Source organism: Sinorhizobium sp. NFACC03 (genome assembly GCF_900103435.1).
Taxonomy (GTDB): domain Bacteria; phylum Pseudomonadota; class Alphaproteobacteria; order Rhizobiales; family Rhizobiaceae; genus Ensifer.
Map to the genome: position 1 here is coordinate 144,685 of NZ_FMXF01000005.1, position 25,092 is coordinate 169,776.

20 protein-coding genes are annotated in these 25,092 nt (G+C 62.7%); 12 read left to right on the forward strand and 8 right to left on the reverse strand.

Annotated features, from left to right (window positions below; genetic code table 11):
- The first annotated feature begins 53 nt into the window (after positions 1-53).
- From BLU35_RS10405 to BLU35_RS10420, 4 genes are all read left to right on the forward strand, one after another.
- Positions 54-1,919, forward strand: a complete 1,866-nt coding sequence (locus tag BLU35_RS10405) for an ABC transporter ATP-binding protein (RefSeq protein ID WP_093233016.1) — start codon at positions 54-56, stop codon at positions 1,917-1,919.
- 369 nt (positions 1,920-2,288) lie between these two features.
- Positions 2,289-2,867, forward strand: a complete 579-nt coding sequence (gene petA, locus BLU35_RS10410) for a ubiquinol-cytochrome c reductase iron-sulfur subunit (protein ID WP_057248898.1) — start codon at positions 2,289-2,291, stop codon at positions 2,865-2,867.
- A gap of 14 nt (positions 2,868-2,881) precedes the next feature.
- Positions 2,882-4,162 (forward strand): cytochrome b, encoded by a 1,281-nt coding sequence (locus BLU35_RS10415; RefSeq protein ID WP_058324095.1) that lies wholly within the window; start codon positions 2,882-2,884, stop codon positions 4,160-4,162.
- A 32-nt stretch (positions 4,163-4,194) separates the two neighbouring features.
- On the forward strand, positions 4,195-5,064 hold the full coding sequence (locus tag BLU35_RS10420) for a cytochrome c1 (protein ID WP_057248900.1): 870 nt from the start codon (positions 4,195-4,197) through the stop codon (positions 5,062-5,064).
- 167 nt (positions 5,065-5,231) lie between these two features.
- Here the strand turns inward: BLU35_RS10420 and BLU35_RS10425 are convergent, their stop codons facing one another.
- Complete coding sequence (locus BLU35_RS10425; protein WP_210185127.1) at positions 5,232-5,774, reverse strand: GrpB family protein; 543 nt, start codon at positions 5,772-5,774, stop codon at positions 5,232-5,234.
- Positions 5,775-6,041: 267 nt separating this feature from the next.
- On the opposite strand from BLU35_RS10425, the gene BLU35_RS10430 reads away from it, so the two are divergent.
- On the forward strand, positions 6,042-6,974 hold the full coding sequence (locus BLU35_RS10430) for a ribose-phosphate pyrophosphokinase (protein ID WP_058328275.1): 933 nt from the start codon (positions 6,042-6,044) through the stop codon (positions 6,972-6,974).
- 92 nt (positions 6,975-7,066) lie between these two features.
- On the opposite strand, the gene BLU35_RS10435 is transcribed toward BLU35_RS10430, so the two are convergent.
- Both BLU35_RS10435 and BLU35_RS10440 read right to left on the reverse strand, forming a co-directional pair.
- Entirely contained in the window at positions 7,067-7,489 is a 423-nt protein-coding gene (locus BLU35_RS10435; RefSeq protein ID WP_057248902.1) for a VOC family protein, read from the reverse strand.
- Between the two features lie 241 nt (positions 7,490-7,730).
- Entirely contained in the window at positions 7,731-14,489 is a 6,759-nt protein-coding gene (locus BLU35_RS10440) for an apolipoprotein A-IV repeat region-like domain-containing protein (protein ID WP_093233018.1), read from the reverse strand.
- Positions 14,490-15,027: 538 nt separating this feature from the next.
- On the opposite strand from BLU35_RS10440, the gene BLU35_RS10445 reads away from it, so the two are divergent.
- Entirely contained in the window at positions 15,028-15,396 is a 369-nt protein-coding gene (locus BLU35_RS10445; RefSeq protein WP_057248904.1) for an Hpt domain-containing protein, read from the forward strand.
- Positions 15,397-15,618: 222 nt separating this feature from the next.
- Positions 15,619-15,939: a 2Fe-2S iron-sulfur cluster-binding protein gene (locus BLU35_RS10450; protein WP_058324100.1), complete on the forward strand. Its 321-nt coding sequence runs from the start codon at positions 15,619-15,621 to the stop codon at positions 15,937-15,939.
- Positions 15,940-16,471: 532 nt separating this feature from the next.
- Here BLU35_RS10450 and BLU35_RS10455 read toward each other — a convergent pair.
- Positions 16,472-17,101: a DUF922 domain-containing Zn-dependent protease gene (locus tag BLU35_RS10455; RefSeq protein WP_093233019.1), complete on the reverse strand. Its 630-nt coding sequence runs from the start codon at positions 17,099-17,101 to the stop codon at positions 16,472-16,474.
- Between the two features lie 107 nt (positions 17,102-17,208).
- Here BLU35_RS10455 and folP point away from each other — a divergent pair, with 107 nt between their 5' ends.
- The 3 genes from folP (at position 17,209) to folK (ending at position 19,068) form a co-directional block, all read left to right on the forward strand.
- Positions 17,209-18,060, forward strand: coding sequence for a dihydropteroate synthase (gene folP / locus BLU35_RS10460; protein ID WP_058324102.1), 852 nt, complete (start codon positions 17,209-17,211; stop codon positions 18,058-18,060).
- Between the two features lie 125 nt (positions 18,061-18,185).
- The gene (gene folB / locus BLU35_RS10465) at positions 18,186-18,554 is read left to right on the forward strand and encodes a dihydroneopterin aldolase (RefSeq protein WP_093233020.1); all 369 of its coding nucleotides are present in this window, start codon (positions 18,186-18,188) and stop codon (positions 18,552-18,554) included.
- Complete coding sequence (gene folK / locus BLU35_RS10470) at positions 18,544-19,068, forward strand: 2-amino-4-hydroxy-6-hydroxymethyldihydropteridine diphosphokinase (RefSeq protein ID WP_058324103.1); 525 nt, start codon at positions 18,544-18,546, stop codon at positions 19,066-19,068. The genes folB and folK overlap by 11 nt, the downstream gene beginning before the upstream one ends.
- A gap of 89 nt (positions 19,069-19,157) precedes the next feature.
- Here folK and BLU35_RS10475 read toward each other — a convergent pair whose 3' ends face one another.
- On the reverse strand, positions 19,158-19,709 hold the full coding sequence (locus tag BLU35_RS10475; protein ID WP_057248910.1) for a hypothetical protein: 552 nt from the start codon (positions 19,707-19,709) through the stop codon (positions 19,158-19,160).
- A gap of 237 nt (positions 19,710-19,946) precedes the next feature.
- Between BLU35_RS10475 and BLU35_RS10480 the strand changes: the two genes are divergently transcribed.
- Positions 19,947-20,810 (forward strand): cytochrome b/b6 domain-containing protein, encoded by an 864-nt coding sequence (locus BLU35_RS10480; RefSeq protein WP_057248911.1) that lies wholly within the window; start codon positions 19,947-19,949, stop codon positions 20,808-20,810.
- The gene (locus BLU35_RS10485; RefSeq protein WP_093233021.1) at positions 20,807-21,598 is read left to right on the forward strand and encodes a molybdopterin-binding protein; all 792 of its coding nucleotides are present in this window, start codon (positions 20,807-20,809) and stop codon (positions 21,596-21,598) included. The genes BLU35_RS10480 and BLU35_RS10485 overlap by 4 nt, the downstream gene beginning before the upstream one ends.
- A 120-nt stretch (positions 21,599-21,718) precedes the next feature.
- Here BLU35_RS10485 and BLU35_RS10490 read toward each other — a convergent pair whose 3' ends face one another.
- The 3 genes from BLU35_RS10490 to BLU35_RS10500 form a co-directional block, all read right to left on the reverse strand.
- Positions 21,719-22,804 (reverse strand): YcjF family protein, encoded by a 1,086-nt coding sequence (locus tag BLU35_RS10490; RefSeq protein WP_093233022.1) that lies wholly within the window; start codon positions 22,802-22,804, stop codon positions 21,719-21,721.
- The gene (locus tag BLU35_RS10495; RefSeq protein ID WP_093233023.1) at positions 22,801-24,297 is read right to left on the reverse strand and encodes a YcjX family GTP-binding protein; all 1,497 of its coding nucleotides are present in this window, start codon (positions 24,295-24,297) and stop codon (positions 22,801-22,803) included. Before BLU35_RS10495 ends, BLU35_RS10490 begins: the two co-directional genes overlap by 4 nt.
- Positions 24,298-24,428: 131 nt before the next feature.
- Complete coding sequence (locus BLU35_RS10500; protein ID WP_093233024.1) at positions 24,429-24,947, reverse strand: SixA phosphatase family protein; 519 nt, start codon at positions 24,945-24,947, stop codon at positions 24,429-24,431.
- Between the last annotated feature and the right edge of the window lie 145 nt (positions 24,948-25,092).

The following is a 25,092-nucleotide window of genomic DNA, read 5'->3' on the forward strand; positions in this document are numbered from 1 at the left end:
GCAATTGTGCGGAAACCGATTGCTGTTCCCGCCGAACCGCCTATATCGGAACCATGCTCAGCGCCATCGTCCGCCTCTTCGAGAACTGGATCAAGCCGTTCGCGCCGCGCGAGCGCCTGCAGCCGCCCAAATCGCTCTGGGGTTTCGCCTGGTTCTACGCCAGACAGGCGAAGGGACCGTTCATCGCGATGGCCGTGCTCGGCGGTCTCGTCGCCATGCTCGAAGCCGGGCTGTTCTATTTCGTCGGGCGACTGGTCGACGTTCTCGACACGGTGAAGCCGGAAGCCGGCTGGAGCGGGCTCATCGCCGCGAACGGGCCCGAACTTTTGTTCATGCTGCTGACGGTGATGGTGTTCCGCTTTATTGCGGTGTCGCTGGCGGCGCTCGTCGAAGAACAATCGATCATCACGGGCTTTCTCAATCTGGTGCGCTGGCAGTCCTATGTGCATGTGGCCCGCCAGTCGCTGACCTTCTTCCAGAACGACTTTTCCGGCCGCATCGTCACCAAGGTCTGGGCAGGCGCCCAGGCGACGAGCGATCTGATCGTCTCGCTGCTGCAGGTCGTCTGGTTCATCGTCATCTACACCGCCTCGACCATGGCGCTGGTGGCGCAACTCGACTGGCGTCTGGCGGCGATGGTCGCCTTCTGGATCGTCGTCTTCCTGGCGCTCGCCCGCTACTTCGTACCGCGCATCCGCAAACATGCCCGCGATACGGCTGAGATGGCCTCGATGCTGAATGGCCGCATGGTCGATGCCTATTCCAATATCCAGACGCTGAAGCTCTTCGGTCGCGACGACGAGAACGACCGCTATATCCGCTCCGGTTTCGATCGGTTCCAGCACGCGGTCATTCCGTTCACGCGGCTTCTGACGGCGGTGCGCGCTTCGCTGGCGCTGCTTTCCGGCATGATGATCACGGCCATCGCCATCTATGCGATCCATCTCTGGCTCGGCGGCGCGATCAGTTCCGGCGCCGTCGCCTTCACGCTGGCGCTGGTGCTCCGGCTCAACATGCTGCTCGGCCGCATGATGACCCAGTTCAATTCGATCATGCGCAACATCGGCACGATCCAGAACTCGGCCGAACTCGTGTCGCAGCCGATTGGTCTGGTCGACCGGCCCGATGCCGCAGAGCTCGCCGTCAGCCAGCCGGAAATCCGCTTCGAACACGTCCGTTTCCACTACGGCAAGGGCGAGCGCGTCATCGACGATTTTTCGCTGATCGTTCGCCCGGGTGAGAAGGTGGGTATCGTCGGCCGTTCCGGCGCCGGCAAGTCGACGCTCGTCAATCTGCTGCTGCGCTTCTATGACCTCGAGGGCGGCCGGATCCGTATCGACGGGCAGGATATCGCAGCGGTCACGCAGGAGTCACTGCGCGCCCAGGTCGGCATGGTCAGCCAGGATACTTCGCTGCTACACCGCTCGATCCGCGACAACATCCTCTTCGGCCGGCCGGATGCGAGCGAGGAGCAACTGATTGCCGCCGCGCGCAAGGCCGAAGCCTACGACTTCATCCTCGGACTGCAGGACCAGCGCGGCCGCCAGGGGTTCGATGCCCATGTCGGCGAGCGCGGCGTCAAGCTTTCGGGCGGTCAGCGCCAGCGCATCGCCATTGCCCGGGTGATGCTGAAGGATGCGCCGATCCTCGTGCTCGACGAGGCGACCTCGGCGCTCGATTCTGAGGTCGAAGCGGCGATCCAGTCCAATCTCGACCGCCTGATGCAGGGCAAGACGGTGCTGGCGATCGCGCACCGGCTGTCGACGATCGCGGCGCTCGACCGGCTCGTGGTGATGGACGAGGGGCGGATCGTCGAAGAGGGAACCCATGCGGAACTCGTTGCCCGCGACGGACTTTACGCCGGGCTCTGGTCGCGTCAGTCGGGTGGATTTCTCGCCCGCGAGGAAGCGGCGGAGTAGGGCGGTTCAAGACCGCTTCAACGCCCGCTCGGCCGGCCCGAATTCAGCCTAACTGGCGACCGTCAAGTCCTTGTGCCGATTGGCCGCGCTTTTCGCCGCGACAATCTGCCCACATCCCCTTGTCAAGGCTGGACATAATTTGCGATCAAGCATAGAACGCGCCGGATTGACGGGGAATCTGTGTGCCGTGGGTGCGCAGAATTTTTTCGGATTCTGGTGCCGATGTCGTGTTTGCAGGCGCAAAACGGCGGGGGCGTTAGCACTATGAATAGGGCGTGGTTCCTTGACCTGGATCAAACCGCAAGGGGCAGGAATTTCGCCGGGGGCGGATGCGGTTTCCGCAACATTGCGTGAGAGGATGGTTTAGCCGTGAGCGAACACGACACTTCAAGCGAGGCCTTGGGCGAGCCCACTCGCCGCGATTTCCTTTATCTGGCTACCGGTATGGCAGGCGTCGTCGGCGCCGGTGCTGTCGCTTGGCCGTTCATCGACCAGATGCGTCCGGATGCATCGACGCTCGCGCTCGCCTCGATCGAGGTTGATGTTTCGAGCCTGCAGCCCGGCATGTCGCTGACGGCGAAATGGCGCGGCAAGCCGATCTTCATCCGCAACCGTACTGAGAAGGAAGTCGAAGAGGCAAAGGCCGTCAAGCTCGACGACCTGAAGGATCCGGTTGCGCGCAATGCCAACCTTCCGGCCGACGCATCGGCAAGCGACGTCGATCGCTCTGCCGGCGAAGGCAAGGAAAACTGGATCGTCATGATCGGTTCCTGCACCCATCTCGGCTGCGTGCCGCTTGGTCAGGCCGGTGACTTCGGTGGCTGGTTCTGTCCCTGCCACGGTTCGCACTACGATACGGCCGGCCGCATCCGTAAGGGTCCGGCGCCGGAGAACCTTCACGTGCCGACCTTCACGTTCGTTTCCGACACAGTTATCAAGATCGGTTGAGGGGACTACTGATAATGAGTGCTGAACATTCAACCTACACGCCGACGACTGGCATTGAGAAATGGGTTGATTCCCGTCTGCCGTTGCCGCGTATGATTCACGACAGCTTCATCACCTATCCGGTTCCGCGGAACCTGAACTACGCATACACCTTCGGTGCCATGCTTTCGGTGATGCTGGTCGTCCAGATCCTCACCGGTATCGTTCTGGCGATGCACTACGCCGCCGAAACGACCGTTGCGTTCAACTCGGTCGAAAAGATCATGCGCGACGTCAACCAGGGTTGGTTGCTGCGCTACATGCACGCCAACGGCGCATCCTTCTTCTTCATCGCCGTTTACCTGCACATCGCCCGTGGTCTCTACTACGGTTCCTACAAGGCTCCGCGCGAAATCCTCTGGATCCTCGGCGTAGTCATCTACCTGCTGATGATGGCGACCGGCTTCATGGGCTACGTTCTGCCCTGGGGTCAGATGTCCTTCTGGGGCGCGACCGTTATCACCGGCTTCTTCACCGCCTTCCCGCTGGTGGGTGAGTGGATCCAGCAGTTCCTGCTTGGCGGCTTTGCCGTTGACCAGCCGACGCTGAACCGCTTCTTCTCGCTGCACTACCTGCTGCCCTTCATGATCGCCGGCGTTGTCGTGCTGCACATCTGGGCGCTGCACGTCGTCGGCCAGACCAACCCGACCGGCGTTGAAGTGAAGTCCAAGACCGATACCGTTGCCTTCACTCCCTATGCGACGCTGAAGGATGCGCTCGGCGTCTCCGTTTTCCTGCTCGTCTATGCCTGGTTCGTCTTCTACATGCCGAACTTCCTCGGCCACCCGGACAACTACATCCCGGCTGACGCGCTGAAGACGCCCGCTCACATCGTTCCGGAATGGTACTACCTGCCGTTCTACGCGATGCTGCGCGCCATCACCTTCAACATCGGCCCGATCGACTCCAAGCTCGGCGGCGTTCTGGTGATGTTCGGCTCGATCATCGTCCTGTTCTTCCTGCCCTGGCTCGATACGTCCAAGGTCCGTTCGGCCGTCTACCGTCCGTGGTACAAGCTGTTCTTCTGGATCTTCGTCGTCAACGCCATCATGCTCGGCTGGCTCGGCTCGCGCCCTGCAGAAGGCCTCTACGTCGTGATGTCGCAGATCGGCACGCTCTACTACTTCGGCTTCTTCTTCGTCGTCATGCCGGTTCTCGGTCTGATCGAAACGCCGAAGCGCATTCCGAACTCCATCACCGAAGCGGTGCTGGAAAAGCAGAATGCCAAGGCGCAGCCGGCCGCCGCGCGCGCCTGATCAGAACAGCGATTGATAAGGAACCCACAACAATGAAAAAGCTTGTTACAGGCATTCTGTCACTCGCTGTCGTCGCTGGTCTCGGTCTCGGTGCAGCTATCGCCGAAGAGGCGAAGGGCGGCGAGGAGCACGGCGGCGGTACGCCTCACTATCCGATCCACAAGCCGGAACAGCAGGAATGGAGCTTTGCCGGCCCCTTCGGCCACTATGACAAGGGCCAGCTTCAGCGCGGCCTGAAGGTCTACGCCGAAGTCTGTTCGGCCTGCCATTCGATGAACCTGGTGCCCTTCCGTACGCTCGAGGGCCTCGGCTATTCGGAAGCACAGGTGAAGGCGTTTGCGGCCAACTACGAAGTTCAGGACGGCCCGAATGCCGATGGGGAGATGTTCACCCGCAAGGCTCTGCCGTCCGACCACTTCCCGTCGCCTTACGCGAACAAGGAAGCGGCTGCGGCATCGAACAACGGTGCAGCTCCGCCGGACTTCTCGCTGATCGCCAAGGCACGCGGCATCGAACGCGGCTTCCCGCAGTTCGTCTTCGACATGTTCTGGCCCTACCAGGAAGGCGGCCCGGACTACATCCACGCGCTGCTGACAGGCTACCAGGAGCCGCCGCAGGGCGTCGAAGTCGCCGAAGGCACGCACTACAACCCGTACTTCGCGAACGCTGCCGCTCTGGCGATGGCGCAGCCGATTTCCAACGACCAGGTCACCTACGACGACGGCACGCCGCAGACGGTCGACCAGTACGCCAAGGACGTTGCGTCGTTCCTGATGTGGGCGGCCGAGCCGCACCTCGAAGACCGCAAGCGCACCGGCTTCATGGTCATGGTGTTCCTACTGATCTTCACCGGCCTCGTCTACCTTACGAAGAAGTCGGTCTACGCCAACAAGGAACATTGATCGTCGGCCGGCTTAAGCCGGCTCTGATTAAGATCCAAAGAAAAGGCCCCGGTTCGTCCGGGGCCTTTTCTTTTGGAAGTCCGGTCGCGGCGGGATGCAGGCCTTGCAGGGGGCCAGCCGACCTGGCGCTGGCCGCAGAGTGCTCGCGCTCGCTGTGGCGCGTGCGGTCAAGCGTCGGACGGGCCCGGCTGCCAGCCGGTTTGGGCCGCCCAGCGATCTGCACGATGGATAATTGTCCAGAGGTGTTCGGACTTGGCCTCGGTGTAGGCCACTCGATCATTCTGGTATCGCGCCGCCAAGGCGCGCTTGAGTTCTCCATAGGGCGCGTGCTCATGGGCGTGGGCACGCATGTAATCCCGGAACAGCAAGGACCATTGCTCGCTCCAGCTTCCGCGCCCGCGCACATGAACATGCGTACGCTCGTTGCCTGGCGCCTCTCGGAAATAGCGCTTGGTCAGGTCAGCATTCGATGATCGCCACACGTATCCAATGGCCGTCATCCTCTCCCTCAGGACTTCGACGGATTGCAGATCGGCCACCGAAATTTGAATGTCGATGATCGGCTTTGCCGCCAGACCTCGGATCGCCGTCGAGCCAATGTGGTCGATGCGCATAGCGTGCGCGTCCAACACGCTTCGGATGAACTTTGCCTTGACGGCGAACTGAGTTGGCCATTCGGGACACCAGGCGCAGATTTCAATCGGTTGCATCGTATTTGCCGGCGCTGTGTTCATTGGCGTTGAGAGATCAAGCTCGTGTCGGGCTCTACCCTGGCGGATTAACCGGCTGGTTTGGAGACGACGGCGTAAATAGGTTCGTCGTCCGCAATCGGCAAGCCGGCCAAGGCCGCGGTCCAGCGGAGACCGATCATCTCGCAAGAATGCACAGCGCTTGGTTGTGATTTCACGCACATGTCTCTAAATGTGCCCAAGCTCAAACTTCTGCTCCCGAAGGTTCCTTGAAACAGGATCGCGCTAATGAAGCTGGTGACCGGTAACTCGAACCGCGCCCTTGCCGAAGCCATTGCCAACCACTTAAATCTTTCCCTCACAGATTGTACGGTCAAGCGCTTCGCCGACCAGGAAATCCACGTTCAACTTCATGAAAATGTACGCGGGGAGGACGTCTATGTTCTCCAGTCGACAAGTGCCCCCGCCGACGGCAATCTTATGGAGTTGCTTCTCCTGGCCGATACGCTGCGCCGCTCATCCGCTCGCCGTATCACCGCCGTTATCCCTTACTTCGGCTATGCCCGTCAGGATCGCCGTGCCACTGGCCGTACACCGATCTCGGCGAAGTTGGTAGCCAATATGATTGCCGCTGCAGGCGTCAACCGCGTGATAACGCTCGATCTCCACACTGACCAGATACAGGGGTTTTTCGATATCCCCACCGATAATCTTTATTCAGCACCCGTGATGACCCGTGACATTGAGCAGCACTACGACATCGAGAACTTAATGGTCGTTTCGCCTGATGTGGGCGGCGTGGCGCGCGCTCGTGCCATCGCCAAGCGCATTGGTACCGATCTTGCGATCGTCGACAAACGGCGACCCCGTGCTGGCGTGTCCGAAGTGATGAACATTATTGGCGATGTTTCCGGGAAGAGATGTCTTCTGGTCGACGACATCGTAGATAGCGGCGGCACGTTGATCAACGCGGCTGAAGCGTTGTTGATGTCTGGCGCCAAGGACGTTTCGGCCTATATCACCCATGGCGTTCTTTCCGAAGGTGCCTGCGAACGCATTGGTGCCAGCCAGCTCAAGGAATTGGTCGTGACCGACTCCATTCACGAAACCGAAGCGCAACGTGAGACCCCCAACATCAGACGCATCACCATCGCGCCGTTGATAGGCGAAGCGCTAGCTCGCACGGCGAGAGAGCAAAGCGTTTCAAGCCTTTTCAACTAAGCCGACACAAGCCGGCCGTCTTGCGACGGGCCGTTGTGTTTTCTAACACCGCCGGCCGCTTTGTTGATCGTAGCGGGCGCCACCCGAGCCTTTCAATCCGCGACAGTCCATTGCGGGTTCCAGGCGATCTCCCAAAGGTGGCCGTCGGGATCCTGGAAGTAGCCGGAATAGCCGCCCCAGAAGCGGTCGTGTGGGCGATCGGTGATGGTCGCGCCGGCGTCTTCGGCCTGTTTCATGACCACATCGACCTCCTCCTTTGATTTGACGATGTGCCCGATCGACACTGCGCCGAGCCGCGTCTGCGTCGCGGTTATTTTTGCATCTTTGGCAAGTGACGGCGCGGGATAGAGCGCCAGTATCAGGTCGTCGCCCATATGGAAGAAGACCACTGCGCCGTCTTCGAACTCCTGGCCGATAATTCCTTTCGTCGGCAGCTCCATGCCGTCGCGATAGAAGGCCAGAGACTTTTCGAGATCGTTTACCGCGAGCGTAAGGACTTTCAACCGTGGTTTCATGTCCGCCTCCTGATCTGAAAACGGAGAGACGCTGCCGGATGGGCCGCGCTGCTTCCAATACATTATAACGGAGGACGCCTGCTTTTTGAGCGGTAGTAATGGCGGTCGGCGTGACGGCCGAGCCCATGCACGAAGGTAGCACTGCCCCTGCTACCGGTCCCGGTTGGTCTTGGCGGGTTTGCATAAGCGAAACGGCCCCGTCTTGCGACGGGGCCGTTTCTTTATCATATGCCAGCGCCGCTTAGCTGAAGCGGCCGGCGGCGTGGGCGAGCATCGTGTAGACCTTGCCGGTATCCGACGTCAGATAGGTCTGGGTGATGCGCTTGTCCGGATCGTTGCGGGCAACATCGGCGAGCAGCTTCTCGAAGTCGGCGATGTAGCGGTCGACGGCGGTGCGGAACTCCGGTTCGCGATCATACTTGCGCTTGATCTCGTCGAAGGTCTGCTGGCCCTTCAGCGTATAGAGGCGACGGGTGAAGACGTCGCGCTCGCCGCGCTGGTAACGGCGCCACAGTTCGACCGAGGCATCGTGATCGATGGCGCGGGCGATGTCGACCGAGAGCGAGTTCAGCGACTCGACGACGTGGCGCGGGTTGCGGCTGTCGCCGGTGCGCGCCGCAGGCTGTGCTTCGGCCGGGCGCTGTGGCGCCGGCGAGGGGGCCTCTTCGCGCGATGCCGCACGCAGCAGATCGCGCATCCAGCCACCACCTTCTGCAACCTCGCTGGTCACCGCCTGCGACGGAGCGGGCTGGCGAACGGCCGGCTGTTCGATGCCGAGGCTGCCGCGCAGCGCCGGGGCCGGTTCCTGCCGGCGCGTCTGCTCGGCTGGCTGCTGCACCACGGGCTGCTGGACTACGGGCTGCTGGGCAACAGGCTGCTGGGCAACAGGCTGGGGCTGGATGACCGGCTGCGGCGCCGGCTGCTGCTGCACCGGACGAGCGACCGGAGCGGCGGCAGGCTGCTGACGCAGCGGCTGGGCGACCTCGAGCTGCGTCGAGGACTTGCCGATGATGTCGGACAGTTCCTGCAGCGCCTTGATCTGTTCGCCGACGGCGCGACGCATGACCGCCGCATTTTCCTTGGCCTCTTCCGGCAGGTCAAAGGCACCGCGCTTCAGTTCTTCGCGGGTCATATCGAGTTCCTTGCGGATCTCGCCGGCAGAGCGACGGATTTCGTCGGTCGCACCGCTGAAGCGGCCGATAGCCTCGTCGATCGCAACGCGAACCGCGTCGCGCAGTTGCCCTGCGACGCCGTCAGACTTCTTGCCGCTTTCGGCGAGCATGCGCTCGATGTCGGACACCGAGGCTGCGACGCTGCCGCGTAGACGCGAGGCGACTTCCTTGGAGCGTTCCTCGGCGTTGGCAAATGCGCCTTCGATCGATGCACCGGCATCTTCGCCGACCTTGGCGATCGCCTGGCGCAGCGCTTCGGAGGCGCCGAGCGCACGGCCCTCGACCGAGGAGAGCGTCTTGTTGACGTCGGCAAACGAGGTCTCGACGCCGGAGCGGAGCGTGTCGGCGATCTGGCGCGAGCGCTCCTCGGCTCGGCTGAAGACCTGCTCGACCGAGGCGCCTGCTTCGTCGCCGGCCTGGGCCAGCGTGTTTCGCATCGCTTCGGCTGCTTCGGCTGCGCGCTGTTCGGCGCTGGTCAGCAGGCGGCCAACATCCGAGAAGGACTGCTGGATGCCGCTGCGCAGGTTGCCGGCGACAAGGCCCGAGCGTTCTTCGGCCCGCTGGAAGGCGCCATCGACGAAGCCTTCGAGCGCACGCATCGTCCGTTCGATCTCTTCCGAGCGCTGAACGAGCCCGACCGACAGGGTGCGCAATGCATCCTGGCGTTCTTCGAGCGTGCTGACGAGGTTCGACTGGGCGGCGCCGAGCAGGTCGGACGCCTGGCCGAGCACCTTCGAATGGTCCTCGAAGCGGCCGACGATGCCGCCGATCTTCGACAGGGTGGAGGCGGAAATGTCGGACAGCTTGTCGACCTTGCCTTCGATGAGGCGGGTCGAGGTCGAGAGCATGTCGGAGGCCTGACGGGTCGATTCCGACACGCGGGCTATCGTCGATTCCAGACGCTGGTCCATTTCGCCGAGGTTGTTGCTTGCCTGGTCGATGACCGTGGCGATCGCAGCGTTGTTGTTGGCGAGCTGGTCGATCAGGCCCATGGCGGTCGACTGCAGACGGTTCTCGACCATCTTCATCGCCTTCGCCGTTTCCTCGGCGCGGTGCGAGATCGCGTTCAGCGTTTCACCCGTGCGCTCGGCAATGGCATTGACCAGGGCTGCATTTTCCGCGCGCAGGCGATCGGCGCTTTCCTGGGTCACGGCGGCGATGCGTTCGGCGGCCTCGCGGCCAGTGGCGGCATATTGGTCGATGACCGGGCGGGCCTGCTCGTCGATCAGGCGCGACAGCTCCAGCGAGCGGCCGGCGAGCATCGAGTTGAGCTCGCGGGTGCGGTCGTCGAGTGTGTTGCGGATCGCTTCGCCGCGCGCTTCCAGTGCCTTCTCGGTGTTGGCAAGGCCCTGGTGGATGTTGTCGGCGTGGCTGGCGATCTGGCTGTGCGTGGCAGCAAGCCGTGCCGTTGCCGTATCGGCCGCGTCGGCGATCGACCGGGCAAGATCGGCGTGACGCGCTGCGCTGGCAGCAGCCTTCTGCTCGATCGTATTGGCAAGGTCCGCATGGCGGGCGGCGGTTGCCGCTGCCGTCTGGTCGATCGTGTTGGCGAACTCAGCCTGACGGGCCGCGAGCGCCGAAGCGAAGTCGTCGCCGGCCCTGGAGAGGAGTTCGGCCGAGCGTGCCGCTTCCGCGTCGATCTCCCGGGCAACGTCGCTGACGGCGCCACGAAGGGTGGTGGCGAGGCCAGCAGCCTTGTCCTCAATGCGGATGGCTTCTGCGCCGAGTTCCTGAGCGACATCGCCGACAACGCCGCGAAGTGTGGTGACGAGGCCGGCAGCCTGGTCCTCGATGCGAGCGGTTTCTGCATCGAACTCCTGGGCCACGTTGCCGACAGCGCCGCGAAGCGTGGTGACGAGGCCGGCGGCCTGGTCCTCGATGCGGACGGCTTCTGCATCGAACTCCTTGGCCACGTTGCCGACTGCGCCGCGAAGCGTTGTGATGAGGCCGGAAGCCTTGTCCTCGATGCGGACGGTCTCTGCATCGAACTCCTGAGCCACGTCGCCGACTGCGCTGCGCAGATTGCTGACGAGATCGGTGGTCTTGCCTTCGAGGCGGGAGGCTTCCGCGTCCAGATCCTGCGTCGCTTCGCTGACCGCACCACGCAGGCTGCTGACGAGAACGGCAGCCTTGCCTTCGATTGTCCGGTTGACGTTTTCAAGGCCGATGTTCAGGGCACGATCCATGGTGCCGAGGCGTTCGGCGATGCGTTCCGCACCAGCCTCGATGGCGCCGGAGATCCGGCTTGCCGCCGTCTCGCTCATGCGATCGATGTCGCCCGCCCGGTCGCCGAGGCTGTCGGCGATGCGCTGGCCGGCGCCGTCGACGACCTCGTTGACGCTGCCGACGCTGTCACGGACGCGTTCTTCAAGCGAGCTGAGGCTGACTTCCAGGCGGAGGCCGGTATCGTCGACCAGGGCGTTGACGTCGTTGACGCTGCCGCGGATGCGGTCCTGCAGGGCGCCGAGGCTGTTTTCGATGAGGGTGCCGGTATCGCCGACAACCGAACCGACGCTGGTGACGCTGCCGCGGATCCGATCTTCCAGCGCACTGAGGCCGCCTTCGACACGGGCAGCGGCATCGTCGACGACGGAGCCGACATTGGCAACGCTGCCACGGATGCGGTTTTCAAGCGCGCCGAGGTTGCTTTCGATGCGGGCGCCGGTGTCGTCGACGACCGTGCCGACATTGCCGACGGTGTTGCGAATGCGATCTTCGAGCACACCGACGCGGGTTTCGATATGCATGCCCGTTTCATCGACGATCGAGCCGATGTTGCCCGCGCTTTCGCGCATGCGCTCCTCAAGGGAGCCAAGGCTCGTCTCGATGCGCAGGCCGGTATCGTCGAGGCGGTCGTTGATGCCGTTGATCGACATGTCGACGCGGTTGGTGAGGCTGTCGGCCGCGAGGCTGATCTGGTTGGCGGTCTCGGCCAGCCGGTCTGCGATGTGCCCCGTCGTCGAACGCATGCGCGTGTCGAGCGTTTCGCCGCTGCGGTCGATGACGCCGGCAAGCGCGGACTGGCGCTCTTCCAGCGACATTTCCAGCATGCTGGCGCTGGTGGCGAGCGTGGTGGCGATAGCGGTCGACTGATCGGCCAGCATGCCTTCGAGCTGATAGCGACCCTGGCCGACAGCGAGATTGATCGCATTGATCCGGTCGTCGAGCGTGGCGCGGATCTGTTCGTGCGTTGACGACAGCGTATCGCGCAGATGCTCGGCGCGGCCGCTCAGCGTCTGCTCGATTTCGGCTGCCTTGCCGGCGAGCGAGGCGGTCGCCTCGGTCGTGCGTGCGGTCAGGGCATCGGCGATGTGAGCGCTGGTCTCGGTCAGCGTGTCGGAAATCTTGCCGACGCGGCCACTGAGATCCTCGGCGATGCGGGCGCTCGTCTGGGTGAGGGTATCGGAGATCAGGCTGACGCGGCCGCCGAGGTTTTCTGCGATCGAGCTGACGCTCTCGGAGAGCTTCTGCTCGATATCGCCGACGCGGTCGGTCATGGTTTCGGCGACGGCCGTTGCGCGGAACGTCAGGCTGTCGGCCACGTCTTCGGCGTGACGGCTCAGCGTGTTGGCCATTTCATTGGCGCGCGACGACATCGTCGAGGTAATGGCGGCGGCGCGTTCGGCGAGGACGCCATCGAGGGCCGACGTCTGGGTCGTGAGCGCTTCGGAGATCGCTTCGCCACGCTCGGACAGAACGCGCTCCAGCCGGTCGGCCGTGCCGCTGACGGCGTTGTCGATAGAGTCCGCGCCCATGGACAGAATGGTCGAAAGGGTGAGCGTGCGCTCGGAGAGCGTGTTGTCCAGGCGGTGCTGGCTGGCAGCGATCGCGCTGGTGATTTCGTCGGTCGAGCCGCTGAGCGTCTGTTCGATGCGGGCATGGGCGGCGTGCAGGCCGTCAACGAAGGCGGCGGTGCGGGTGTCGAGCCCCTCGGTCAGGCGCTGTTCGCTGGTGGTGAGCGCGCTTGCAAGCGCGTCGGCGCGCTGGCCGAAGCCGTTTTCGATGCGCTCCTGCGCCTGGGAGAGGGCGCCCATGAGGCCGCTGGTCTTCTCGGAAAGAACGCTGTCGATGCGGCTGTGCGCATCGCCGACCAGGTTGCCGAGCTCCGAGGTCCGGCTGGTGATCGTTTCCTCGATGAAGTCCTGGGTCGCGCCGAGCGTCGCGGCCAGCGTCAACGACTGGTCGGAGAGGGCGGAGCCGATCTTCTCGATGCTGCTGTCGAGCGCGCCGCCGATCGCTTCCGAGCCGCCGGAGACGGTCTCGTTGATGCGGTGCAGGCTTTCCATGAGCTTGGTGTCGAGCATGCTTGCGCGCTTGTCGAAGGCCGAGGCAAACTCGTGGAAGCGCTCGTCGAAGGCGGTCGCGAGCTGGCCGACGGTGGTCTGCAGCTTTTCTTCGAAGAAGCCGCCGCGCAGGTCAAGATCCATGATCGCATCGTCGGCGCTGGAACGCAGGCTCTGACGGAAGCTTGCGCCTTTCTCGTCGAGCGTGGCGTTGAGCGAGGCGAGGACATGATCGAGGCCGCCGGTGATCGCCTGCTGGCCGACGCTGAGACTTTCATTCAGGTCACGCGTGCGGGCGATCAGCGTCTCGTTGAGCTGGCGTGCGCGGTCGTTCAATGCCGCGTTCAGCCTTTCGGTGCTGGCGTCGAGCGAGGACGCGCGCGTCTCGAACTGGCTGAGCAGGTCGTCGCCGCGCTTCGTCAGCGTCTCGCTCAACTGGTCGAGCCGTGTATCGAATTCGGTGCTGAGGCCAAGGCCGGCCGCCGTCAGGCCGGAAAGCAGCGCATCCGTGCGGGATGACAGCATGGTGCCGATCGACTGCAGGGCGGTGTCCGACTTTTCGCTAAGGGCTGCGGCGCGCGTGTCGATCAGCGAGGCGAAGGCTTCGCCCGAAATCGCGATGCGCGAGGCGATGTCGTCGCTCGCCTGTTCCAGGTCATCCTTCAGCTTGCCGTGGGCGCCAGATATGGCCGAGCGGATACGCTCCGAATGACCAATGATCGCTTCGCGCTCGAGGCCGAGTTCCTGGACCAGCGTGCGGACGCGCAGTTCGTTTTCGCTGTAGCTGCGCTCGAGCGCGTTGACTTCGGAATGAACAAGCGTTTCGAGTTCGGTGGCGCGTGCGATGGTGCGCTCGATACCCTCGTTCATCGCCGAGACTTCGCGGCGAACGGCCTGACCGACAGTCATGACGCGATCGGCTGCGGCTGTTTCGGGCTCGGCAAGGCGCAGTGCCACTTCAGCCATGGAGCGGGCGGCGTTGCGCAGTTCCTGCGCACGGGCGATCATGATGGCGAAGGAGAAGAAAAGCATGACCGGCAGCAGGATGCCGATTGCAACGCCAATGGCGCCGGGCGTCGCAGCCAGATCGCTCAGGGAGCGGATCTGCCAGATCTGCGGGCCATAGAGCAGGTTGGCAATGCCGAGGCCGGCGATGGCCCACATGATCGACACCAGCGCGGCAACCCGGATCGCGGCGCGATTGGAGCGCACGTCGAGTGCGCGCAGCATCGCAGCCGGCGAACGGCGGCCATCGTCGTTGGCGGCGGAAAGGGAAGGGGATTTGGGCGCAGGTTCCGGGGCGAGCGTCTTGGCCGCTTCGGCAGCACGCGCAGCGCGGGATGGCTCCGGTTGAGACTTTGCTCTTTTATTCTGATCGGGCGCGGGCGCCTGATTGCCGGGCTGAGACACATTTTCCTCCGGATCATCCAAGGAAGTCTTGTCGTTCGGGCTCGAGTTAAGCTCGTCGAAATCGATCGTCAGGGCCGCTTCCAAAGCCTGGAAGGCCTTCTCGTCGATTGACTCATTGCTCTTTTTCGTCGCCATAGGGATACGCCTCATTACCTTTTGCCAGCGACAAAGCTGCCAGCGCTCGCGCACAACGGGCGGGCCGGCTCCTTCCTCGCGGGCTGTGACGGCAAGATACGCGCATCGGATCTACGCAATACCCTACTGATCACACACTGCATTGCCTCGACGGATAGTCACATTTGTGGCCGAAAGGGACCACGAGTTGAGCTTATCCACCGGAACGGTTGCCATTTTCGTACGCAGGCAAGTTCCTAAGCGTATCGTAGTGACACATTAGCTGGGTTCTTACAATTATGAGCGCTCGGGCTTGATTAAAATCCTAATGAAATCTTAATGTGATAGCGGTGCCAAAGCCAGAAAATACAAGGAAATCAGACGGTTTAACAGCCGTTAACCATTTCCCCAGATTCCTGCCCATATTGCGCCCCGATTTAAGCTGATAGCAGCCCGCACCCGCAAAGGATGTGTATCTGAGTTTGCGCGTGTAGGTGTGGGCAATATGGCGACACCGAAAACAAGACCAACATGCAATAAACAATAGGGAATTTGGCTCATGGCGGCCCTCAGGATTGCCTTCGAAGCTCCGGACACCCCGGGAAACTCTGCAGCGACCGGCAAGAAGCCGATCGACTTCGCCCACCTTGCGGCACAGACGATGGGTGACAAGGCACTTGAAATAGAAGTGCTGCAACTCTTCGCGCGCCAGGCGCGCCAGGTCATGAAAGAGATCGTCGAGGGAGAGAGCACGCTTCGCGCTCAGGCTGCCCATCGGCTGAAGGGCGCTGCACTTGCAGTCGGCGCCGTCGATGTTGCCAGCATTGCCGGCGCGATCGAGCAGGACCCGGCAGACGCCTCGCTCTCCGACACGCTTTCGGCCGCTGTGCTGGAGGCCGAGCTCTTCATATTGAAGCTCAGCCGCTAAATCGCGGCCCGACGTCGCCGGAGACGGCCAACGCTCTCCCGGCGTCCCACATTTCAAGATAGCGGCCTCGCGCCTGCTGCGCGCGAGGCACCCGGCGATTGCCGTTGTTGACTGGCCGGCGGATTTGTTGGAAGAACTTCCACTGAATTTGCGCCCGAGCGGCGTGCGTTCTGAACAGGCTTTGCGCCTTGCCAGTCCCAGCAGTTCACTCCGGAAAGAGACATGACAAAACTTACGATCGTTGCCTTTGATGGCGCGCGCCATGAACTTGATGTCGAAAACGGCTCGACGGTCATGGAAAATGCCGTTCGCAATTCGGTTCCCGGCATCGAAGCCGAATGCGGCGGAGCCTGCGCTTGTGCGACCTGTCATGTCTATGTCGACGACGCCTGGTCGGCTGCAGTCGGCGCTCCGGAAGCCATGGAAGAAGACATGCTGGACTTTGCCTATGATGTCCGGCCGACGTCGCGGCTTTCCTGTCAGATTAAGATGAGCGACGCACTCGACGGTCTCGTCGTGCATGTGCCGGAGCGCCAGGCCTAAAGCGCGCCGCGATCTTTTTTGTTTCGCTCCTCGCGCTTTCTCATGTCGTTGGCGCAAAACCGCTGCGCAGTTTTGCGCGACATGTCTTAGCCCTCCGCGCCGTACTGCGGCGCCTTGCCAATTTGTAGCTGACGCTCAAAAAAAGCGCCTCGCCAGTCGTTGGACAAGCGAGGCGAGGAGGGCGTATCGCTGACAGATGAGGGAGGGGACATCTGCAGCACCAAGACACGCCAGGAGAACCCACGTTGGCCTCGCTGTTCAGTTTCTTCTTTTTAATATTGAACAACGCCGCCTAAACTAAAGTAACGGCAACATTTAAGCTCTTCGCAAAACTACTGCGCCGCGCTTAACCCGCTCATTCGGCGGAGGCTAGTCTTTATCCCGGCCCCTCGCTCCATGGTTTCAATATAGATGAGTCGGCGGCAGCCAGCCATCGTTATATTTCACCAATAAAATACTGTGGGTATTGCCGCTGAAATCGCGGCGAGCCCGACTATAGTCAGGCTCTTCTTCAGGGTATGGGCGCCGCTACCTATTGTTGCACTTTCTTCAGCGCTTCGAGCCGGTATTGCAAAAGCCGGATCATGCGCTTGTCGAAATTGGCGGCTTCGGTGCGATCAAAGCGCGCCTGATCCTTGTCGTGCGCTTCGATTGCCGTGATGCTGACCCGCGCGACGCTTGCCTGCATGCGTTCGCAATCCGCTTCCGGCTTCAGGGCGAGGAACATCTTTTCCATGCGGCGGGCGTGGTTGCGGGCAATTTCGGCGTGCCGCTCCTCATGGCGCTTGATGTCGCTCGAGAGTGTGTCCCAGACCAGAGCCAGGTCACGACCGGCCTGACGGCGGTATTTCCAGCGCGGCAGAATGATGCGGGTGCTGAGCGTTACGCGCGCCGAGCCGACCGCGCAGCGGCCGCCACGGTTGACGTAGGTGATGGAGCCGCCGAACTTTATCCGGGTGGCGCCCGGGTGGCGCGCGCCGGTGGATTTCATCATCGGGCCGCCGGCAGAAAGCGCCTTGTCGAGTTCCTCCGCAGTCCGTCCACCGATCGTGAAATAGGAAAAGCTCTTGTTGATCACGGTTTCGCCCGACGCAGCGCTCAAGGGGGCGGCGACCAGGAGAGCGAGGAGGGCGGCTTTGAACGGGACGCGTACTCGGGACATCAATGCGTGGTTCTCTTCAGTTGAACTTCGATCAAGCTTGGGGCATAGCCACGACCGGCGCAACAGCAAATCGAGGGCTCTCGGCCGAATGCGGATCGTGAGGGAAAATGACTTACAATCCATTTCAGAAAATTAGCTGGAAGCTGGCGCATGGGCGCAGCCTGGAACTCGGGCCGCGTGGCGTTTTGATGGCGATCGTCAATGTTACCCCGGATTCTTTTTCCGATGGCGGACGTTTCATCGATGCTGTTGCAGCGGCAGCGCAGGGCGTGCGGTGCCTTGAGGAGGGCGCATTGATCCTCGATATCGGCGGTGAATCGACCCGGCCGGATGCGGCGACAGTGAGCGCCGAGGAGGAGCAGGCGCGCATCCTGCCGGTGATCTCCGCGCTCAGCCGCGACACCGATGCGTTGATCTCGGTCGATACCTACAGGGCCTCGACGGCTCGGCTGGCGGTCGAGGCAGGCGCGCACATCGTCAATGACGTGCACGGCCTGCAGCGCGAGCCGGATATCGCGACCGTTGCCGCGGATACCGGAGCAGGGCTCTGCATCATGCATACGGGCCGCGACCGACAGAAGCTCGCCGACGTGATCGACGATCAGTTCCATTTCCTCGAACGGTCCCTCGAAATTGCCGAAGCCGCTGGTGTCACGCGCGACCATATCGTCTTGGATCCGGGCTTCGGCTTTGCCAAGGATACGGATGAAAACCTCGAACTCATGGCGCGATTTGCCGAGTTGCACCGTTTCGAGCTTCCGTTCCTGGTCGGAACGTCCCGGAAGCGCTTCGTTGGGGCGGTGAGCGGCCGCGAGGCGGGCGACAGGGATGTGGCGACGGCGGCGACCACCGCGCTGCTGCGTGCTGCCGGCGCCTCGATTTTCCGCGTACACGATGTCGCAAACAGCAGGGATGCGCTGGCCATGGCCGATGCTATGCTCAAGGCCAGGGCGGAATGAGGAAAAGCGCGTGCGGCTCTTTTCCCGCATCCGACTGCAACCGATCAGAATCGATCACGTCATGAATTAGGTCGGCCTGACCCAATATCAGCGTGATCCCAGAAAAGCCGACGGGACGGAGAAGCATGAGCCCGACTTACACAATCACTCTCAAGAACTGTGCCTTCTTCGCGCGCCATGGCGTCCTCGACGAAGAAGAGCTCCTCGGGCAGCGCTTCTTCGTGGATGCCGAGCTCGAAGTCGAGCAGGGAACGGCGCTCGTCGATGATTCGATCGAAGACACCGTCCATTATGGCATTGCCTTTCAGGAGATCGAGCGCATCGTCACGGGACGCCGCCGTTACCTGATCGAGGCGCTGGCGCTGGAAGTCGCCAAGACGCTCTGTGTGCGATTTCCGCAGATCAAGCGCGCCAAGGTCTCGATCCGCAAGCCGAACGCGCCCGTGCCCGGCGTGCTCGACTATGTCGAAGTGACGGTCGAGCATGTCGTCTGAGGCGGGCTGGCGGGTCGCCACACTCGGCCTCGGCGGCAACCTCGGCGATCCGCGCAAGGCGATGGCCGAGGCGCTGCGGGCTCTCGATGCGCGCGACGACTGCGTCGTCGAGGCTGTGTCGCGGCTCTATCGCACACCACCGTGGGGAAAGACCGATCAGGCCTGGTTCTTCAACGCCTGTGCTCAGGTCAGGACGACTTTGAAGCCCGAGGCTTTGCTCGATACGTGTCTCGACATCGAACGTTCGATGAAGCGGGTGCGTGACGAGCGCTGGGGACCGCGCACGCTGGATATCGACGTTCTGACCTATGAAGAGGTGGCCCAGGCTGAAACACGGCTGGAACTGCCGCACCCGAGAATGACGGACCGGGGCTTCGTGCTGATGCCGCTTGCCGACATCGCCGCCGATTTGCCGGTGCGCGGGCGCACGGTCGGCGACTGGTTGGGTGGGGCGGATGTAGCGGGCATAGAGGTTGCCGATGGCGACATGACCTGGTGGCGCGCAGACACCTGACCTCTCCCATCAAGTCGATGAGACCTTTTTAAAACGATAAAGCCCCGGCAAATACTGCCGGGGCTTTATTGTTTGACTGTGCTTTGGAGTTACTTGATCGAGCCGACGGCAATCGCATCGAGCTGGCGGTTGAGGCTGACGCCGATGACCGGAACCATCGTCTCCTCGACCTTGACCGAAATGGTGATGTTCATCGTCTGATCGTCCTGAAGGCGGGCGATCATGGCGCCGTTCAGCTTCTTGCGGTTGATGCCGACGACGACCTTGTCCTTGGCGACATTGCCGGAAACGACATCGAGGCCCTTGCCTTCGGCGCCGTCGAGGAACTTGCCGCTGTAGCTGTTGCCCTTGCGGGTGATCACCGCCGACATCGGCTGCTTGAACACGCCGACGCGGCAGAAGCCGTCGAGCTTGATGCCCGTGTCGTCACCGGCAACCGGTTCGCCGGAGAGATCGCAGGTGAACTTGGTACCCTTGTACTTGCCAGCGACGATCTCGCCCGGGCCTTTCCACTGGCCGGCAACCTTCTCGAAGAAGGCCTTGTCCTTGGCGCCGGAAAGGGCTGGCGTCGCAACGCCGACGGTAGCCGCAAGCGCGATGGCGGCAGTGCCGCGAGCGATCAAAGAGGGGCGCGAGAACATAAACGATCCTTGATGGGTCAACGTCCGAAACTGGAAGCCACATTTGCGCGCAAATGGTTAACGGACGGTTTCCGGACGCCTGATGTTGTGGCTTCTTTGTGGCCGTCGGGGCGATTGTTCACAGGGTCTCCGGCGTGTCGGAGCCACCGGCCGGAAGTGCTCTGCCGGACGCAGCGGACGCGTGTGAAACTTGTCCCGACCGCCCTACGTATAGTCATCGGAAACGGGAGATTTCCCATGAACACGACGGAATATGATCCCCAGACGATCACGACACGCGCGCAGGCAAGACTGACGATCCGGCGGCACCGACTTGTCACGCGTCTTACCCATTGGGCGTGGGCGGTGGCCCTGTTCTTGCTGCTGCTCAGCGGCCTGCAAATCTTCAACGCGCATCCGGCGCTCTATATTGGCCAGCAATCCGGCTTCGCCTTCGACAACGGGGTCTTTTCAATCCAGCCGAGTCGCGACCGGAATGGCGAGGTCCGGGGTATAACGACCGTGTTGGGGCGAAATTTCGATACCACCGGCGTCCTCGGCGTCAGCGGGGCCAAGCAGGTACGCGCCTACAGGGCCTTTCCCGCCTGGCTGACCGTGCCATCTTACCAGGACCTTGCTACGGGACGGGTCGTGCATTTCTTCTTCGCCTGGGTCTTTGCGACGGTCTACGCTATCTGGTTCATGGCAAGCGTGATCAATGGGCACCTGAGGCGCGATATCCTTCCCGGCTGGGGCGACATCCGCGCGTTGCCGCACACCTTGACCGAGCACATTCGCTTTCACTTCGACCACGATGGGCGCTACAACAGCTTGCAGAAACTCTCCTACGCGCTTGTTCTCCTGTTGTTTTTCCCGCTGATGATCCTGACGGGCCTGACGATGTCACCGGGCATGAACGCTGCCTGGCCGTGGCTGCTCGACCTCTTCGGCGGGAGGCAGACGGCCCGCACGATCCACTTCGTCGTTATGCTCCTTCTCGTCGGGTTCTTCGTCGTGCACCTGTTCATGGTGTTTGCCGCCGGGCCGATCAACGAGATGCGGTCGATGATTACCGGCCGCTACCGTCTCGACGATCGACACAAGGGAGGGAATGCGAGATGACGCGCTTGTTCGTCAGTCGCCGTCGTTTCATGGGCATCGCCGGGGTGGCTGCATCCACCGTTCCGCTTGCCGGCTGCGATATGCTCGATGGGTTGCTTGCGGGCGACGATCCGGTGCGTGGCTTTCTCGCATCGGCCAACACACTGACCTACCGGTTGCAGCGACTTTTGATCCCCGTGGATCGGCTCGCACCGGAGTTCTCGGAAAGCGAGATCCGTCAGGGGCAGCGGCCGAACGGCTCGACGGACCCGACCGACCCGGCTTATATCGCGCTGAAGGACGCGGAGTTTGCTGCCTATCGGCTCAATGTCTCGGGGCTCGTGGAGCGACCGATGCAACTGACGCTCGACGAACTCCGCAACATGCCGTCACGCACGCAGATCACACGGCATGACTGCGTCGAAGGTTGGAGTTGCGTCGCCAAGTGGACGGGCGTGCCGCTGGCCCGAGTGCTGGATGAGGCAGGCGTGAAGAGCGACGCACGTTACGTTGTCTTCCATTGCTTCGACAGCATGTCGCTCGGGCTTGCGGGCTCGGCAGCCTACTATGAATCGATCGACATGATCGACGCCCGCCATCCGCAGACGATTCTGGCCCATGGCCTGAATGGAACGCTGCTTCCAGTCGCCAACGGCGCGCCGTTGCGTGTGCGCATCGAACGCCAGCTCGGCTACAAGATGGCGAAGTACATCCGGGCGATCGAAGTGGTCTCCGATCTCTCGAAGATTGGCGGAGGACGCGGCGGCTATTGGGAAGATCTCGGCTACGACTGGTATGCCGGTATCTAGAGCGCCGTGCGTTCAGATGAACGCACTAACACCGCTCTGGCACTTTGTTTCTGGAGCATCTTTCCGCTTTCACGTGATTCGATTTGAAAGCGGGATGCTCCAGTGCCAACCGAACATGCCCTATTTCTCGCCGCCTTCGCTGCCGGCGCGCCCGGCACCCGGACTTAAGTCGGCCAGAAAATCGCCGATACCAGGGCGTTTCAACGCGCGGAACGGCATAGGACGGCAGAGGTCCATCGCCGCGATGCCGATACGCGCTGTCATCAGGCCGTTGATCACGCCTTCGCCAAGACGCGCCGAGAGCTTCGAGGCGAGGCCGTGACCAAGCACCTGCTGGATGAGGCTGTCACCGGCGGCGATCGAGCCGGTAACGGCAAGATGGGCGATGACGTCGCGCATCAGCCTCAGCAGACCGAGCGTGCCGGGGCGGCCGCCGTAGAGTTCGGCCATGGAGCGGATCAGGCGGGCGGATTCATAGAGCACATAACCGAGGTCGACCAAGGCACGCGGGCTGACGGCTGTGACGATCGATACGCGCTTCGAGGCGGCAAGAATGAGGCGGCGGGCCTCGCGGTCGAGCGGGCTCAGGAGTTCGCGTTCGGTGAGTTCGATCAGATGCGGCCCATCGATGATCTCGCCCTCGGTTTCCTTCAGCCGCGTGCGGCCGCGTGCCGTTCGTGGATTGCTGGCCAGCAGATGGACGAGCTTCGTCTGCGCCGACCGCGCGCGCTTGGTGTTGCCCGAGGTCGCTGCAGCCTCCGTTTCCGATTTCAGCTTCTGGATGGCGGTAAGCTGCATCATCCCGGAGAGCTCGCGGGCAACGACGATCAGCAGCGCCAGCAGTCCGATCGCGACGACGGCAAGGGCGGTGTAACCGAGCCAATCGGCGCGGGTGAAGAGATCGCGCAGCAGGCGGTCGACCCAAAGGCCGGCGGCCAGCGAGAGAATGATGCCGAGAGCGCCGATCGCGATCTTGCCGACCGACAGGCGACGCTTGCGCGGGCTTGCTTCCGGCAACGCGAGCGCCTCGACCGCCAGCGTGGTCTCGCGGAACGGATCTTCCGCATCCGGCGTCAGCACCACATTGTCATCGAAGCTCGCGGGCGAACGCGGGACGCGCGACTGTGGGGCGGCCTGGACAGGCTTCTCCTCTCCAACCGAAAAGGCGCCGGGTCGGCGGCTGCGGCCGTTACTATCGTCACTCATGCGAGCCGGTCTCCGAACAGAAATTGCATGGCTCGGTCGAGACGGATATGCGGTACCGACAGTTTTAAGCCGCCGCCGGTTTCTTCGAGATGCGGCGGGCGGAAGCGGACGAAGCTGAGCTCTGGCAGAGGGTGGGCGCTTTCGAAGAAGGTCGTTCCGCCCGACTGCATCTCGATCGCCTTGAAGAGCACTTCAGGATCTTCCGGCAAGTCACCGGGAAATATTGCGGTTTTCTTCTCGCCGTCAAAGATTTCGCCGTTGATCTCCTCGCCGGCGATCGGGGTGCCGACGATCACCGGCAGCGCATGGCCGTCGTGGTTGACGGTCGCTTCGCGGGTCGCCCTGACGGATGCAAGCGCCATGACCTCGAGGCCGGCGCCGCTCATGCCGATGCTCTGCGCGGCGCGATCGACCAGGCGCGCGGCGATGCGCTCCAACCGGTCGTGGCTTTCGTGATGCAGATGATCCGCCTTCGTCGCGGCGATCAGCACCTTGTCGATCCGGCGTGTCAGGAAGGAGGAGAGCCAGCTGTTGGTTCCCGGGCGGAAGCAGGCGAGCACGTCGGCAAGCGCCTGCTCGAGATCGAGCAGCGCTTCCGGACCGTTGTTGATCGCCTGAAGCGCATCGACCAGTACGATCTGGCGGTCGAGCCGTGCGAAGTGTTCGCGAAAGAACGGGCTCACCACATGCTTCTTGTAGGCCTCGTAGCGCCGCTCCATCATCGCCCAGAGCGAACCTTTCGGTGCGCGGCCATCCGGGAGATCGGGAAGCGGCGAGAAGGTGAGTGCCGGTGACCCCTCGAGATCGCCCGGCATCAGGAAGCGGCCAGGCGGGAGGGTCGAAGGAGAGCGTTCGTCCGCCTTGCAGGCCCTCAGATAGCCCGTGAAACTTTCGGCAAGCCTGCGGGCGCTCGCCTCGTCGGCAACGGCCGTCGGTCCGGCCGAAGCGGCCAGCGTCAGCCACTCCGCCGAAAAGGTGCTCCGGCTGGCGGCATGGGCGCGTGCCACGGCGTTGTTGCTGAACGCGCGGAAATCCTGTGCCAGCAGGGGCAGATCGAGCAACCACTCACCGGGGTAATCGACGATATCGAGCGACAGGCGGCCGGGAGAGAACAGCCGGTTCCAGCCGCTGGCACTCTCATAGTCGATCGTGATGCGCAGTTGCGAAATGGCGCGGGTCGAATCCGGCCAGATGCGATCGCGCACCAGGGCAGCGATGTGGTCCTCGTATTGGAAGCGCGGTACGGCATCGTCCGGCTGCGGTTGAAGCCTGACCTTCGAGACCCGCCCGGAACGCACCGGCTCGAACACCGGCAGGCGTCCGCCGTTCAGGAGATTGTGCACCAGCGACGAGATGAAAACCGTCTTGCCGGAGCGCGACAGGCCGGTGACACCGAGGCGGATGGAGGGATTGACGAGGCCGGAAGCTCGGTCGGTCAGATTGTCGAGCGCAATCAGGGCGTCGTCTTTGAAGCTGGTCAGGTTGGGCGCCAAATCTTGCTCTTTCTTGCGGCGTAGTTCCGTGGGGCGTTCTGCTGGCGTCGTCCGGCAGAACTGTCGCACGCAGGCAGCCACCGCGATATAGGCAATATTTCCCCGGTCGCAACGAGGACCCGGCAATTCTTCTATTGGTTGGGCAGCAGGATCGAGACCAATGTCGCGACCGCTGCGCCATCTTTCGGCGCGACGGCGGGCAGGTCGAGGATCGAAAGCCCCGCCGGCGGATAACCGTAGGCAAACGCCTCACGCGCGGCGTCGTCTCCGACCAGCCGGTGAAGCAATTGCTCGATCATCGGGTTGTGCCCGACCAGCATCAGCGAATTCAGATGCCGATGGGCGTCGATGAGGTCGAAGTAGACCGTTGCCGGTCCCGAATAGAGTGCATCGATGTAACGAATATCGAGACTTTCGCTGACGGTGCGAAAGAACGGTTCGGCGGTTTCGCGGCAGCGCACGGCGGTGGAACAGAGGATGCGCTCGGGGCGGATGCCGCGGTCGGCAGCCATCTGCGCGAGCCGTTCCGCATCGACATAACCGACCTCGTCCAGCGCCCGGTCGAAGTCGCGTTGCCCGGGCAACGCCCAGCCGGAACGCGCGTGCCGCAGAAGGTAAAGGCGAAGGGCCTTGGGGGCGCTGTCTTGCATCGAGCGGTTTCCGGTGGCTGCCTGTCGCTTGTGGCGGCAGGGTCGAATGGTGTTGTCCGGGCACAGCTTGCGCGTCGCCCGGCAGACCTCCACCTTTTCCCTCGGGAACCGCAAAGATCAAGCTGCCGGCTGCTTTTTTCCGGGG

Bases quoted from the DNA above. Each gene is read 5' to 3' on its own strand.
- BLU35_RS10445 (WP_057248904.1), top strand. From the start codon at position 15,028: ATGGCGGCCCTCAGGATTGCCTTCGAAGCTCCGGACACCCCGGGAAAC.
- folP (WP_058324102.1), top strand. From the start codon at position 17,209: ATGACTTACAATCCATTTCAGAAAATTAGCTGGAAGCTGGCGCATGGG.
- BLU35_RS10435 (WP_057248902.1), bottom strand. From the start codon at position 7,489: ATGAAACCACGGTTGAAAGTCCTTACGCTCGCGGTAAACGATCTCGAA.
- BLU35_RS10425 (WP_210185127.1), bottom strand. From the start codon at position 5,774: ATGCAACCGATTGAAATCTGCGCCTGGTGTCCCGAATGGCCAACTCAG.
- BLU35_RS10475 (WP_057248910.1), bottom strand. From the start codon at position 19,709: ATGTTCTCGCGCCCCTCTTTGATCGCTCGCGGCACTGCCGCCATCGCG.
- BLU35_RS10420 (WP_057248900.1), top strand. From the start codon at position 4,195: ATGAAAAAGCTTGTTACAGGCATTCTGTCACTCGCTGTCGTCGCTGGT.
- BLU35_RS10440 (WP_093233018.1), bottom strand. From the start codon at position 14,489: ATGGCGACGAAAAAGAGCAATGAGTCAATCGACGAGAAGGCCTTCCAG.
- BLU35_RS10500 (WP_093233024.1), bottom strand. From the start codon at position 24,947: ATGCAAGACAGCGCCCCCAAGGCCCTTCGCCTTTACCTTCTGCGGCAC.
- BLU35_RS10480 (WP_057248911.1), top strand. From the start codon at position 19,947: ATGAACACGACGGAATATGATCCCCAGACGATCACGACACGCGCGCAG.
- folB (WP_093233020.1), top strand. From the start codon at position 18,186: ATGAGCCCGACTTACACAATCACTCTCAAGAACTGTGCCTTCTTCGCG.
- folK (WP_058324103.1), top strand. From the start codon at position 18,544: ATGTCGTCTGAGGCGGGCTGGCGGGTCGCCACACTCGGCCTCGGCGGC.
- BLU35_RS10430 (WP_058328275.1), top strand. From the start codon at position 6,042: ATGAAGCTGGTGACCGGTAACTCGAACCGCGCCCTTGCCGAAGCCATT.
- BLU35_RS10450 (WP_058324100.1), top strand. From the start codon at position 15,619: ATGACAAAACTTACGATCGTTGCCTTTGATGGCGCGCGCCATGAACTT.
- BLU35_RS10415 (WP_058324095.1), top strand. From the start codon at position 2,882: ATGAGTGCTGAACATTCAACCTACACGCCGACGACTGGCATTGAGAAA.
- BLU35_RS10485 (WP_093233021.1), top strand. From the start codon at position 20,807: ATGACGCGCTTGTTCGTCAGTCGCCGTCGTTTCATGGGCATCGCCGGG.
- BLU35_RS10455 (WP_093233019.1), bottom strand. From the start codon at position 17,101: ATGTCCCGAGTACGCGTCCCGTTCAAAGCCGCCCTCCTCGCTCTCCTG.
- BLU35_RS10490 (WP_093233022.1), bottom strand. From the start codon at position 22,804: ATGAGTGACGATAGTAACGGCCGCAGCCGCCGACCCGGCGCCTTTTCG.
- BLU35_RS10405 (WP_093233016.1), top strand. From the start codon at position 54: ATGCTCAGCGCCATCGTCCGCCTCTTCGAGAACTGGATCAAGCCGTTC.